General features: G+C 32.8%; 11 protein-coding genes, 1 pseudogene and 1 riboswitch. Of the genes and pseudogenes, 7 read left to right on the plus strand and 5 right to left on the minus strand.

From position 1 onward, the window contains the following. Positions 1-188 precede the first annotated feature (188 nt). Positions 189-295, plus strand: a riboswitch (SAM riboswitch). A gap of 69 nt (positions 296-364) precedes the next feature. From K5S59_RS27925 to K5S59_RS27940, 4 genes are all read left to right on the plus strand, one after another. Then, positions 365-1,033 (plus strand): amino acid ABC transporter permease, encoded by a 669-nt coding sequence (locus tag K5S59_RS27925; protein ID WP_120450668.1) that lies wholly within the window; start codon positions 365-367, stop codon positions 1,031-1,033. Positions 1,034-1,052: 19 nt separating this feature from the next. Continuing rightward, positions 1,053-1,814, plus strand: coding sequence for an amino acid ABC transporter ATP-binding protein (locus K5S59_RS27930; protein ID WP_000570170.1), 762 nt, complete (start codon positions 1,053-1,055; stop codon positions 1,812-1,814). Between the two features lie 11 nt (positions 1,815-1,825). Continuing rightward, positions 1,826-2,617: an amino acid ABC transporter substrate-binding protein gene (locus K5S59_RS27935; protein WP_120450666.1), complete on the plus strand. Its 792-nt coding sequence runs from the start codon at positions 1,826-1,828 to the stop codon at positions 2,615-2,617. A gap of 75 nt (positions 2,618-2,692) precedes the next feature. Beyond that, the gene (locus K5S59_RS27940) at positions 2,693-3,592 is read left to right on the plus strand and encodes a VOC family protein (RefSeq protein WP_120450665.1); all 900 of its coding nucleotides are present in this window, start codon (positions 2,693-2,695) and stop codon (positions 3,590-3,592) included. A 188-nt stretch (positions 3,593-3,780) separates the two neighbouring features. Here the strand turns inward: K5S59_RS27940 and K5S59_RS27945 are convergent, their stop codons facing one another. Then, entirely contained in the window at positions 3,781-5,007 is a 1,227-nt protein-coding gene (locus K5S59_RS27945; protein WP_120450663.1) for a PqqD family protein, read from the minus strand. 15 nt (positions 5,008-5,022) lie between these two features. Beyond that, the gene (locus K5S59_RS27950) at positions 5,023-6,192 is read right to left on the minus strand and encodes a ThiF family adenylyltransferase (RefSeq protein WP_120450661.1); all 1,170 of its coding nucleotides are present in this window, start codon (positions 6,190-6,192) and stop codon (positions 5,023-5,025) included. A gap of 299 nt (positions 6,193-6,491) precedes the next feature. Between K5S59_RS27950 and K5S59_RS27955 the strand changes: the two are divergent. After that, positions 6,492-7,001: pseudogene (locus K5S59_RS27955) on the plus strand (VOC family protein); the annotation flags it as partial. Positions 7,002-7,022: 21 nt separating this feature from the next. On the opposite strand, the gene K5S59_RS27960 reads toward K5S59_RS27955, so the two are convergent. Beyond that, entirely contained in the window at positions 7,023-7,940 is a 918-nt protein-coding gene (locus tag K5S59_RS27960; protein ID WP_000749521.1) for a hypothetical protein, read from the minus strand. A 2-nt stretch (positions 7,941-7,942) separates the two neighbouring features. Then, complete coding sequence (locus K5S59_RS27965) at positions 7,943-8,455, minus strand: GNAT family N-acetyltransferase (protein WP_120450659.1); 513 nt, start codon at positions 8,453-8,455, stop codon at positions 7,943-7,945. A gap of 303 nt (positions 8,456-8,758) precedes the next feature. On the opposite strand from K5S59_RS27965, the gene K5S59_RS27970 reads away from it, so the two are divergent. Both K5S59_RS27970 and colA read left to right on the plus strand, forming a co-directional pair. Continuing rightward, positions 8,759-9,436, plus strand: coding sequence for an MgtC/SapB family protein (locus K5S59_RS27970; RefSeq protein ID WP_120450657.1), 678 nt, complete (start codon positions 8,759-8,761; stop codon positions 9,434-9,436). Between the two features lie 202 nt (positions 9,437-9,638). Continuing rightward, positions 9,639-12,554: a collagenase ColA gene (gene colA / locus K5S59_RS27975; protein WP_120450655.1), complete on the plus strand. Its 2,916-nt coding sequence runs from the start codon at positions 9,639-9,641 to the stop codon at positions 12,552-12,554. Between the two features lie 421 nt (positions 12,555-12,975). Here colA and K5S59_RS27980 read toward each other — a convergent pair whose 3' ends face one another. After that, positions 12,976-14,229, minus strand: coding sequence for a sensor histidine kinase (locus K5S59_RS27980; protein ID WP_120450653.1), 1,254 nt, complete (start codon positions 14,227-14,229; stop codon positions 12,976-12,978). Between the last annotated feature and the right edge of the window lie 259 nt (positions 14,230-14,488).

Raw genomic sequence — 14,488 nt, forward strand, 5'->3', positions numbered from 1 at the left:
ATAGAAATAATGGCTTTTTTTTGTGCAATTTATCCAGTGTAAATTATATTCCTTAAGACTGGCTGAATGTGAGGAATAAGCTATTCGAAAAAGTATTGAATTTAATTCTTAGTTTTCCTATTGACATTATATATAATTAAATGTATTCTTCATATTAACAACTAAATAAATGGAAATATTTATTAGTTTTCTTATCAAGAGAGATGGAGGGACTGGCCCGATGAAATCTCAGCAACAGGCTACAAAAGTACTGTGCTAATTCCAGCAAACGTATAATGCGTTTGGAAGATGAGGGGAAATGGATTAACATTCAACTCTTCTTATATATGTAAGAAGAGTTTTTTGTTTAGAGAGGGGGGATAGAGTGAAGTTTGATGTAACGTATTTTTTAGAAAGTTTTCCGCAATTATTTAAGTATGTATACATAACTTTAGGGATTACTTTAGTTTCAATGATTATTTCTTTTGTTATAGGGATTGGTTTGTCGATTGTAACGAAGAACAAAACAAAATTTTTATATCCTATTGTAAGAGTGTATATTTCTTTCTTTAGAGGAACGCCGCTATTAGTTCAATTGTTTGTGTTGTATTTCGGATTACCACAAATCTTTCCGACATTTACAGTGCTTACAGCTATGCAAGCAACTTTAATTGGCCTAAGTTTAAATAATGCTGCTTATTTATCAGAAATTATTCGAGGTTCATTAAATGCTGTGGAATCGGGGCAAATGGATGCTTGTTTATCAGTTGGAATGACAAAGGCGCAAGCGATGCGACAAATTATTTTCCCGCAAGCTATTCGTGTAGCGGTACCGTCACTTGGAAATAATTTTGTCGGATTGTTAAAAGAATCTTCGTTATCTTTTGCTCTTGGGGTGGCTGAAATTTTAGCGCAAGCGAAAATGCTAGCGGCACAATCGTATCGTTATATGGAAAGTTATTTAGCGGTAGCAATAGTATATTGGATTATTACAATCGTAATTAGTTGGGGACAGAAAAAGTTAGAAAAGAAACTTGATGCACCGTATTTGTAACAGGAATGAGGTGATATGTGTGATTGAGATAAGTGATTTGTATAAATCTTACAAAAGTAATGAAGTATTAAAAGGAATCTCACTTACTGTAAATAAAGGAGAAGTGGTAGTCATTATTGGACCTTCTGGTTCAGGTAAATCGACATTATTAAGATGTTTAAATTTATTAGAACAACCAGAGGATGGAAGTATTAGAATTGAAGATTTAGAGATTCATGCGAAAAAACTTTATAAAAAAGAAATAATACAATTACGTCAAAAAACGGCTATGGTTTTTCAAAACTATAATTTATTTAAAAATAAAACAGCATTACAAAATATTACAACAGCATTAACGGTTGTACAGAAAAAAAGTGAAGAAGAGGCAAAGAGAATAGCGAGAGAAATATTAAAACAAGTAGGCTTAGCTGATAAAGAAAGTTTTTATCCAACAATGTTATCGGGAGGGCAACAGCAAAGGATAGGGATTGCTAGGGCAATGGCTTTAAATCCCGCGGTTTTATTGTTTGATGAACCGACTTCTGCACTTGACCCAGAATTGGTGAATGAGGTATTGCAAGTTATTAAAGACTTGGCAAGACAGCATATAACGATGGTTGTTGTTACACATGAAATGAATTTTGCAAAAGACGTGGCAGATCGCGTTATTTTTATGGCTGATGGAATTATTATAGAGCAGGGGACGCCGAAAGAGATTTTCCGAAACCCGCAAAATGAACGTACGAAAAAGTTTTTACGGCAATTAAATGCTTCTGAAGAAGGCAATCATTTCGTTATTTAGGAGGAAGAGCTATGAAAAAATCATCATTATTATTAACACTAGCATTAACAGTATCAGTTGGAGTTTTGTCTGCTTGTGGTTCGGATACAGCAAGTAAAAAGACAGATGAAAAAGTAGTGAAAGTTGGGACTTCTGCAGGGCGTAGTCCATTTATATTTAAAGAAGGCGAGAACGTAAAAGGTTTTGATGCTGAAATTATTGAAGCGGCTGCTAAAAAAGCTGGGTATAAAGTAGAATGGAATGTTTCTGATTTTGAGGGGCTATTCGGTTTATTAGATTCAGGTCGTATTGATACAATTGCAAATGAACTATCAGTCTCTCCGGAAAGGAAAAAGAAATATGATTTTTCAATTCCATACGTGTACTCAGGCTCTGTTTTTGCGGTGAAGAAGGATAACCATACAATTAAATCGTTAGAAGATCTAAAAGGTAAGACTGTAGGTGTTGGACTTGGTACAGCAGGAGAGCAGGAGTTAAAAGCACTAAATAAAAATAATGCTTTTACAATTAAGACATTCTCAGAAGATCCGACAGCCGAATTGAATGAAGTAGGACTTGGACGTGTCGATGCTTATTATAATGATAAAGTTCAAGTAGAAACGACAATTACAAAAGCAAAACTAGATAATGTTAAAGTCGGATTTGGTCCACTTGAATGGGGAGAGATTGCATTTCCATTTGCTAAAAAGAGCGAAAAGTCGGAAAATATAAATAAAGCGTTAAAAGAGTTAGAGCAAGATGGCACATTAAGTGAGATATCGAAAAAATGGCTAAAAGTTGATGCTACGAAAAAACAAAATTAAGGTGTATTCGTTGAATGGGGCTATCACCTATCAATTAATATAAAAAAATAAAGGGAACTAGAGAGGGAGTTATTCATGGTACAAATTCATCCGAAAACACGTATTGGTCATGTTGAATTTAAAGTGCAAGATTTAGAGCGCCAAATTGCTTTTTATGAGAATGTAGTAGGCTTAGAAGTAATTAAACAGGAGGCGAATAAAGCATATTTATCAGGAAAAGGTGGAAAGAGCACGTTACTTGTTCTTGAAAAGTTAGAGGACGGGATTCTGCAAGAGCCGCGTACGACTGGTATATATCATGTAGCCTTTTTAGTTCCGACTCGTGAAGCATTTGCATCGGCATTATTTGGGGTGATTCGTAATAAGAATGTAATTGATAGTCCAGCTGAACAAGAAGGGCGTTATACATATTCTAATGAAATTTTACCAATTTCAAGGTTTAATAGTGCAAGTGATCATACGTATAGCGAAGCGTTTTATTTACAAGATTTAGAGGGGAATGGTATTGAAATTTATGCAGACCGTCCGCGTGATCAATGGGGAGAAGGACCAGGAGGAAGTACGCCGTTAGATTTAAAAGAACTGGCAACGCTCGTTGATTATGAAGTTGATGGATTACCTGCTAATACTGTAGTTGGGCACGTACATTTACGAATAGCTGATGTAGAGAAGTCACATGAGTTTTATGTAGAGACAGTAGGGTTTGAAGTGCAACAACGCGAAGACGACTGCTTATTCATTTCTGCAGGAGGGTATCATCACCATATAGGTGCAAATACGTGGAACGGAGTACATAATCCACATCCACCAGCACATGCAACTGGACTTAAAGTGTATACAATTGTATTACCGCATAAAGAAGCGTTAGATGAAGTGAAAGAAAGATTAATAGAAAAACAACATAAAGTAAACGAAAGTACAAACGGATTTACAGTAGTAGATCCTAGTGGTATTACAGTAGGTTTTATAATTTAATAGATTAGAACTAAAATGTTATGATTTATTTCCCGTGAAACGTAAAAATTTTAAAGATAGGTAACATAATGTGATTGAAGAATAAATACCCAAGAAAGTAGTATGAAATTACATACTACTTTCTTGGGTTAAAGAGCACTTTATATATTTTTAGCGTAAAGATAGAGAATGATATAAAAAATTAGTTATTATTGAGAAATTTGCTTTATTTTATTATTACGTAAATAACCTACAAACCATGAAATGATAACGAATAGAATTGGTATTAGTGTAATAATAATCATGATAATACCGTCTATAAATTGCCATGATAAAATAGGGGTATTGTTTAATTGGTAAGAGATATTTTTTATAAATTGTATAGAAAGGGGTAAAGTAATAAAAAAGAAGAAGTATAGAGCCCAACAAATACCAATTATATAAAATACGCTATACCATTTAATAACATTTCGCTCATGAGGGCTAATATTTTCTAGTTCATTATCATTTTCAATATTTTTTTGCTTTTTAAAGAAGGACCTTAAATATAAATTTGTATTTTCTAGTAAATTGTTACATTTAAAAATTGTAACGAAAACATAATAAATATCAGTTTTCATAAAGAACATGAATTGAAAAACTAAAGAAATCAAAAGAGATATGTTGAGCATTTTAATAAATGAAATAATTGTTGCATGAATAGGAATAATATCAAGTTGATTTAGAAATTGCACCCAAATGCCAATTCCTAATAGTGCTCCATCCCAAGCCATTCCAGCTAAATAAGCTCGAAATCTTTTTTGCGGTGGGATTAATACAATATTAGACATATCTGTTTCAGCAACCATAAAGACTAAACGATGGCTTAATCCAATGCGACTTCCTATTTTTAAAGAACGTGCAGATATAAGGTGTGCGAGCTCATGAAAAAAAATAAGTATCCAAATAGAGAAGGTAATAATCCCTAAAGACATAACATGTGAATTTACAATGAAAAAATCATATGGTTTAGGGAAAAATTCTGTATGAGTAATAGTAAGAATTAGACCAGAAAAAAAGACGGAAAAATATAAAATATAAGCGAAGCGGTTGAATAGAATATCTCCCGTTTTCTCTGGAATCCACGAAAAATGATCTGCTTTATGTATAATATTATTAATAATAACTCCATTTACTGTATAAACAAATTTATATTCATGAATGAGGTCTTGAGCGAAATCTATTATATCTATATGTTCGCCTGTATCTTTATAAATTATATCCTGAACCTCTTGGATGGTATAACCCTTGTCTAAAAGGTTGATAATTTCTATTCCGATATTTGGTAAAATTATAAAGTCACTTATATCAGTGCGACCAATAAGAGTTTCAGAGTCATTTTCAATTCTATGTTTAAGATTATGCATTTTTAGTTGGGAAGAAGGTGTTAGTTGCAAAGAGAAAACCTCCTGTTATTTTGAGTGAATTTTATGATAGTTTTCAAAAGTATTTTGTAGTGCATTAAACATAGGGTTTGTTTGCGCTTGATGATTACAAGTTAAGCAATTGTCATTTTTAGTCCATTCGAAAGGTATAGATTTTTCGAATGTATGAAAATCTATATTGATCAATCGACCATTGGATTCTAGGTCTCCTATTTTTGTTATAAGCTTCATTAATTCAGTGCACATCATAGCGGTAATAATTTGAGGGTTTGAGAAAACTGTAGCAGTGGGAGATTTTTTTTCATTTTCTAGTATGCTTTGTATAAATAGAAGATAGTCTTCAGCAAGTTCCATACGGTGCAAGTGTAAGCAATCTAAGCAACCCGTTTCGTTTGGTATAATTGTATAAAACATTCCATATGTTAAATCTACTCCGCCACTAATAAACGGAATGTTTTTTTCTAAGCATACTGTATTTACCCAACGTTGAATTTTCATTTGAGGTTGATCAGCCGCAAGTATTACAATATCACTATTTGAAATTATTCTTTCCACATCTTCTTGAGATTTTATTTCTTTATTGATTGCTTCTGTTTTTATATTACTATTAAAATGCTTTATAAAACTTTGAGCTTCATGTATTTTTAATTTTCCGATACAATTTTCATGAAATAAAAATTGTCGATTGAGATTACTAAGTTCAACCGTATCGAAATCTATAAAGCGAATATTATGAATGCCCATCCCAGCTAAGTTTACTAGTATATGATTTCCAAAGCCACCCATCCCAATTATTGTTACTTGAGTTTCATTCAACTTTTTTTGAATAGCGCTCGGGCTAGTATGTATATCACAGAATAAAGAATAATAGTTAAGGTTAGCTTTGTATCGCTCTCGCTGTTCGTGTGAAAGTTCAGAATTTATTTCTAGTGAATTATTAATTAGAAATCCTAAATTATTTAACTCCTCTATTGCTTCAATAACTTCAGCAAGCTGTATTTTAGGATAGGTTTTTATTATTTCTTCGTATATTTCATTAATTGTTTTAGTACCATCCATAAGTTTTATTAAAGTTCGGATAGATTTATTTGTGTCATCAATTTCAACGGCGGTACCGAAGGAATCTCCTAATCTAATCGTTCCAGAATCGAATTCATAACAAGGGTGTATCTCTTTATACTTTGGCAAAAGATTCATATAAATCACTTCTTTCTAGTAGTTATTAAAACACAAGAATTGTCTGTAAAGACAATTCTTGTGTTTTGGTATTAAGTTAATCAGCAAGGTGGATAAGTAATATTAGTTGTACGTACTTTCTCAACTTTTTTAGCTTTAATCTTCATTTTAAATCCCCCTTTTTGTTAAATTTGATAGAATTTTACAAACTATCTAAGTTAAATATACAGTTCGAGAAATAGTTGGTCAATAGTTTTTTGAAAATTTAAATTTTTTATTTTATTTAAGGGTATTCTCTTTTTAATAAAGATAGATACGTATTTTATTTGCAAAATTGAAAGGGAAATGGTATTGAAATGTATGCAGACCGTCCGCGTGATCAATGGGGAGAAGGACCAGAAGGAAGTACGCCGCTAGATTTAAAAGAACTGGCAACACTCGTTGATTATGAGGCTGATGGATTACCTACTGATACTGTCGTTGGGCACGTACATTTACGAATAGCTGATGTAGAGAAGTCACATGAGTTTTATGTAGAGACAGTAGGGTTTGAAGTGCAACAACGCGAAGACGACTGCTTATTCATTTCTGCAGGAGGGTATCATCACCATATAGGTGCAAATACGTGGAACGGAGTACATAATCCACATCCACCAGCACATGCAACTGGACTTAAAGTGTATACAATTGTATTACCGTATAAAGAAGCGTTAGATGAAGTGAAAGAAAGATTAATAGAAAAACAACATAAAGTAAACGAAAGTACAAGCGGATTTACAGTAGTAGATCCTAGTGGTATTACAGTGCAGTTTGAAATAGAAACAGCATAAAAGAAGTCGGAAGGTGTATAATCACTTTCCGGCTTCTTTTTGATACGTAATCCAAGTAGCACAAGGATTGAAAGGAAAGGATTTTAATATTTCCATTGCATATATACTTGTTGAATCGAATTCACCTTGAATGAAAGAATAACCGTGTTTACTTGCATACATAGATTGTTTGAAAACGAGAAGTTTCAGTAAGGATACATTTTCTGTAGTGTGAGTTCCACACCATCCTAGTTCTACTGTATTAGCCTTTTCTGATGTATGGAGGAAAGAGTACCCAATAATTTCATTCTCTTCATCTATCATTACAAAGCTCCCATCTAGTAACACATCATCAGTTAAGATCTGTTCTTTCCAAGTTTCGAGCGGGTATGAGGCAACCGGATTTGCTAAGTGAGTATCTTCATAATTCGTTTTTACTAAGTGAGCTAGTTTTTCAAAGAAGCTATTATTGGATAAGATGTTTGATAAGCTTTGTACATCATAATCTGAATGAAGCGTTGTCCCGATAGGTATGATTTTTTGTACGTCTAATATCGGCATATATGTTCTTCGGATTTCCGTAAAGTTATGTTCTTCATAAAAGGCTTTTAAATGAGCTGATGTTTCCCATATAGAGGTTTGTAATGGGAGTTTAAAGTTTTCTAGCTTTTGAATCTCGTTTAATAAAAACTGTTCTATGTGTAGCTCTGAATAGAAAGGGTTCGTATATATTCGAAAGTATGTGCAGTATGGATGGAAGTTACTGTTCCAGATGAAAAAGACGCCTACTACATCTTTTTTATAGTAGGCAATATACGCACATTTTGTTTTATTATCTCGTAATAAGTTAAATAGATACGATTCTTCATTGTATAAATCAATAAGTTGTTTTACTTTTAGCTCATTACTTCTACTATATTTCTCTATAACAAGAGTATGTGTATTGGGGGACTTCTTCATAGCTAAATCCAAAACCTTCTTACTACATTCCCATTTTCCTCAGTAAAATCATCATCACGAAGCCCACCGTTATGTAAAATTGTTTTTTCAGAACCTGTATTCACTTCGTCGCAAACGACAAGTACTTTCTCGATGTTTAATTCCTTCGTTTTTTCTAGCGATAATTCTAATAACTTCGTAGCATAACCTTTTCTTCTTTCGGAAGGGCGAATGCCATAACCGATATGACCGCCAGCGTTAAATAAATGTTCGGTTAAACTATGACGTATATTAACAGCTCCTACAATTCTATTATTATCTGTAACGAGCCAATAGGTAGAGTCTGGTACCCAAGATTCGGGCAGGTTTATTCCGTTATGCGCATCGTGAAGTTCTTGAATCATTGCCGTGAAATTAGAGGGATCTTTTGAGATAACCCACGGAATCATCGTTTCACCGCTATCTTTCCATTCTTTATAAAAATCTAAGTATTCTTCTTGTAAATCGGTAGTAGGTGTTAGTAAAGAGACGTTCATTGTTGGTAATCCCCTTTATTTATGTAGTATTTTTAAAAAATTATGATACGAAATGAAAGCGTTTTCTAAACTTTTTCAACCTCATTTTATGCAATCCATATCTCGTTTTTAAATGGAAAATAAAGTTTATGGTTTTTCTTATAAAAAGTAGGTTGAATTTGATTTATGTTAATATTAAAAATATTAACATAAATAACCTAAGATATTAAGTGTATTTTAATAAAATGCTTTTATATCGATAAGTGGATGTGTGTGATAATTTTTGTTTCATCTATCTATAATGAATGAAAGGGGGAAGTGCTCGTGAGTGTAAATGTTGATCTAATTATACGAATCGGTGTTGCGGGTTTGTTAGGAGCAATAATCGGTATTGAAAGGGAAATTCGATCAAAAGAGGCGGGATTAAAAACACATTTCCTAGTAGCGGTAGGAAGTGCTTTAATAATGGTCGTTTCAAAATATGCCTTTTCAGATATTATGAATGAGGAACATATGGCTCTTGATCCGAGCCGTATTGCAGCGCAAGTTGTTAGTGGTGTAGGGTTTTTAGGTGCAGGTACAATTATTATTCAAAAGCAGGCGGTGAAAGGATTAACGACAGCGGCGGGTTTATGGGCTACAGCAGGAATCGGATTAGCAATTGGGGCTGGCATGTATGTAGTAGGAATTGGAGCGACGATTCTCGTTTTAATTGGTTTAGAGATTGTGAGCCGTATTTTTAAGGTGCAATTTTTATTTCCTCAAAACATAACAGTGCAAATACATATAAATAAACATGAAGCGGTACAACAAATAGTAGAAACGCTACAAGTGAAAGGCATTCCAATAATTTCATATGAAGTGGAAGCTTTACAGCAAGAAGCAGAAATAGTTTACAAGTTAGGGATGCAGCTCAAAAATATATCGTCAGAAGAAAAGAATGAGTTGATTCAGCATATGCAAACATTACCGGAAGTTACGTTTATAAAGTTAAAATCATAGCGTTGAAAAAGAGGATAGATGTAGCAGGAATTTCGCTATTATCTATCTTTTTTGATACAAAATTCACATAAAGTCAAGTATTAATTTTGCACGGGATGGATACATGTGTGAACGTTCCCTTATTTTTTCTCAATACAGAATAAAAAGTAAGAATAGTAAAATAATGGTGCGGTACACTAAAAAATGTAAGGTAGGGGAGAGCATGAAAGGCTATTCAAAAAAAGTGTTAGTAGGGGTAAGTTTTGCTAGTTTAATGTTAGGGAGTTTCCAAGGGAGCACATTGGCAGAAAGTAAAAAGGGAGAGCAAGTTTCTTATCGGAATGTGCTCAAAATGGAGCCAGTTGGTGTACAATTACCAGTGCAAGAATTAGCTCATTCATCAAAAGTGCTTGAAAATAAGTCTTTTGAGAAAAGGCTACAATTTGCTGATTTGTCGCAAAGACCGCCTGAAGTGAAAAAAGAAAGTAAGCAATTAGCTGCAGCGAAAACTTATACAATTGCTGAATTAAATCAATTAGGCAATCAGCAGTTAGTAGATTTACTTGTAACAATTGATTGGGAGCAAATTACGGGTCTATTTCAATTTAATAAGGATAGCCTTGCATTCTATCAAAATGATAGTAGGATGCAGGCAATTATTGATAAATTGAAGCAGCAAGGACAAGCCTATACGAAGGATGATTCCAAAGGGATTGAGACTTTAGTAGAGGTATTACGATCAGGATTTTATTTAGGATTTTATCATACAGAATTAAGTAAACTAAATGAGCGGAGCTATCATGATAAATGTTTACCTGCATTAAAAACGATTGCGAATAACCCGGATTTCAAACTCGGTACGTTAGAACAAAATAGAGTAGTATCATCATACGGAAAATTAATAGGAAATGCTTCGAGTGATGTGGAAACGATAACATCAGCTGCAAAGATTTTCAAACAATATAACGATAATTTTTCTACAGTGGTAGACAATCTTTCAGCTGGAAATGCGATTTACGATATTATGCAAGGTGTGGATTACGACATTCAATCGTATTTGTACGATACGAGAAAAGCACCGAAAGATACAGTATGGTACCAAAAAATTGATAGCTATATTAATGAATTAAGTCGTTTTGCTTTAATTGGAACGGTGACGGCGAAGAATGGTTGGTTAATTAATAATGGTATTTATTATACAGGTAGACTTGGTACGTTCCATAGTACAGGAACGAAAGGATTGCAAGTTGTAACAGACGCAATGAAAATGTATCCGTATTTAGGAGAGCAATATTTCGTAGCGGCTGAGCAAATCGCGACGAATTATGGCGGGAAAGATGCAAATGGAAATGTTGTGAATTTAGATCAAATACGAGAAGATGGGAAGAAAAAGTATTTGCCGAAAACGTATACGTTTGATGATGGTGCAATTGTTTTAAAAGCTGGAGATAAAGTGACAGAAGAAAAAGTAAAACGTCTATATTGGGCAGCAAAAGAAGTGAAGGCACAATTCCATCGTACGGTTGAAAGTGACCAACCTTTAGAAAAAGGAAATCCTGATGATGTATTAACGATGGTTATTTATAATAGTCCAGCTGAATATCAATTTAATCGTCAATTGTACGGATATGAAACGAATAACGGTGGCCTTTATATAGAAGGAACAGGTACGTTCTTTACTTATGAGCGCACGCCAGAAGAAAGTATTTATAGTTTAGAAGAATTGTTCCGACACGAGTTCACGCATTACTTACAAGGTAGATATGAAGTACCAGGGCTTTGGGGACAAGGTAAGATGTATGAGAATGAGAGATTATCTTGGTTTGAAGAAGGGAACGCGGAATTTTTTGCAGGGGCAACGAGAACAGATAATGTTGTACCGAGAAAGAGTATTATAGGAGGGATATCTTCAAATCCATCAGAACGTTATACGGCAGAGCGAACGTTAAATGCAAAGTATGGAACGTGGGATTTCTATAATTACTCCTTCGCTTTACAATCGTACATGTACAATAAGAGGTATGATATGTTTGACAAAATTCATGATATTATTAGAAAAAATGATGTAACAGCATATGATGCATACCGCTCTGCTTTAAGTAAAGATGCGAATTTAAATAAAGAGTATCAAGATTATATGCAAATGCTAGTCGATAACCGTGAGAAATATAATGTTCCATTAGTATCAAATGATTATTTAGCAACGCACGCACCGAAACCAGTTTCAGATATTGCGGCAGAAATTACAGCAGAAGCAAAATTAAGCAATGTATCAGTTAAGAAAAATAAATCACAGTTCTTTAATACATTTACACTACAAGGAACGTATACAGGTACTACTGCAAAAGGGGAATATGAAGATTGGAAAACAATTACACAAAACGTGAATGATACGTTAAAACGTTTAAGTGCGAAAGAATGGACAGGCTATAAAACAGTAACAGCGTACTTTGTGAATTATCGTGTAAATGCATCAGGACAATTTGAATATGATGTTGTATTCCATGGAATTAATACGGAAGAAGGTGCTGTGAATAAAGCGCCAATTGCGGTTATAAATGGTCCATATAGCGGAAATATAAATGAAGCAATTTCGTTTAAAAGTGATGGATCAAAAGATGAAGATGGGAAGATTGTTTCTTATAAATGGGAGTTTGGTGATGGTACTGTAAGTAATGAACAAAATCCGACTCACGTGTATACAAAAGAAGGAACATATACAGCGAAATTAACAGTAACAGATGACAAAGGATTAACGAATACAGTTACAACGAATGTAACGGTTCAAAAGAAAGAAGATAACAGCGTAGAAAAAGAGCCAAATAATTCATTCCAAACAGCAAATAAACTGCAGTTAAATCAAGTTTTACGCGCAAGTTTAGGAAATGGTGATACGAGTGACTTCTTTGAAATAAATGTGGAAACGGCGAAAAACCTTCAAATTAATGTAACGAAGGAAAATAATATCGGAGTAAACTGGGTTCTTTATTCTGAAGCAGATTTAAATAATTATGTTACGTATGCACAGCAAGAAGGGAATAAGTTAGTAGGAAGTTACTACACGTATCCAGGAAAATATTATTTACATGTGTATCAGTATGGCGGGGGAACAGGGAATTATACGGTAGAAGTAAAGTAGAAATTTATGATTGGAAATCAATTTTAGCTTATATTTAGTAATGCAGGTAATGATATCAGTTATAAAGATAAATACTTGAGTATCGTTATGAATATCAAAAAAATTATACTTTAACTGAAAAAATAAATGTAAGTAATATATCTAATGATATTAAGAAATCAAGTATCACGAGATTTTATCTTGAAGTTAAGTAGACCTAATTAGTAAATGAGATACAATAGTTGATGAATTATGATTTCATAGAGAAGTGAGCAAAGTAATAAGGACTAGAGTTTATCGGTAAAAACGGATATACTCTGGTCCTTGTTACTTTTAATTTATTTAAGAAATGAAGATAATTAATGAATCAAGTAGTGGCATTTTTGAAATTTATTTAATAAGTTAAGTAGAAAGAATTTATCATTCAAATAATTCCGTCATATTAGCGTGGGATACTAATAGAAAAGCGTGTCCCCTTACCTAATTCACTCTCTATCTCTATATCACCATTTAACTCTTTAATAACACTATAAGCAATCATGGTACCAAGCCCAGTCCCTTTTTCTGTTGTTGAATAGAATGGCAAAGCAATCCGCTTTATTTGCTGAGAAGACATTCCAATCCCTGAATCAATAATATCAATTATAATATTCCCTTTTATTTTCTGTATATTTATTTGTAATACTCCACCATTTATCATGGCCTCAATTCCGTTTTGTATGATGTTGTTTAGACAGAGTCTGAATTTTTCGGGGTCTCCATTTATATAAAAGGAATCTGTACTATTTTGTTTTATTTCAACTTTGTATGATAGAGCTAGTGGTGAAATAGTGTCTTTCACTTGATTTAAAATATGATTAATATCTATTTTCTCTTTTAGGATGTTCTGTGGTTTTGTTAAAGATAAATAGTTATTAATAGTAGATTGTATTTGCTGCATTTCAATTAACATGATTTCTAAGTACTGATTATGAGGTAACTTAGAGGCATGTTTTTCATTTAACAATTGAGTGAATCCATGTACTGTAGTTAGTGGATTGTGGATTTCGTGTGCAATGGACGCTGCTAGTTCGCTAGCTATATAAAATTTTTCAGCCCGTTGCAGCTTTTCTTTTATTTTATATTTCTCAATCATTCCCTCTATTAAATATACTGATAATAATACTGTGAAAATATTAATGATTATATAGTTTAATAAAAATTCTATGAGAGTAGAGTCTATTTTACTACCTGTATGTATTTGAGTTACAATACCGCAGATAGAAAGTGAAGTTGTACATACTAAAATAAGAAGCAAGCTCAATAATATCTTTTTTTCTTTAACATATAGAGGTAATAAGTAATGGAAGAGCATTGTTATAACAGAAATAATAGTAAAGATAATAAATGATGGAAGAACGCCATTTCCGCCTAAGTAAAATCGATAAGAAAGATATAAAATTCCTATAAAAATAATATTTTTTGTATTTCCATATAGAAACACTAAAATGATAGGAATAAAACGTAAATCATAAATAAATCCAGCATGTAATTGAAAAGGAAAAGTCATGCAAAAAATAATAGCAATGGAGGAAAGGATAGAAATCAATATATTATTACATGTTTTTTTGTCTTTAAATTCTAGCCAAAATACGTGGTAGCTAAGGATACAAATTATTATTATAAAGGTATTTAATAAAAGAGTAGATATTCCCATAGGTTTGCATCTCCGATAGTTTGTATATTGGATTATGTATGAGTTAAACTTAGATGTTTAGTTATTAATAGACTTTCTATCTAAAAAAGGAAGAGCGCTTGAAAAAGTACTATAATATTACTTTTATTAGAATTGATAAGGAAGTTAGGAAAAATAATAGATAAAAAATCTACTTAGATATTTATACATATGAAACTAGAAATTGACTTTTGTATAAGTAAAATTGGGATTGAGTTACTAATAAAATAATAGGATTTTA

It is taken from the genome of Bacillus sp. BML-BC051 (genome assembly GCF_019656175.1).
GTDB lineage: Bacteria > Bacillota > Bacilli > Bacillales > Bacillaceae_G > Bacillus_A > Bacillus_A mobilis.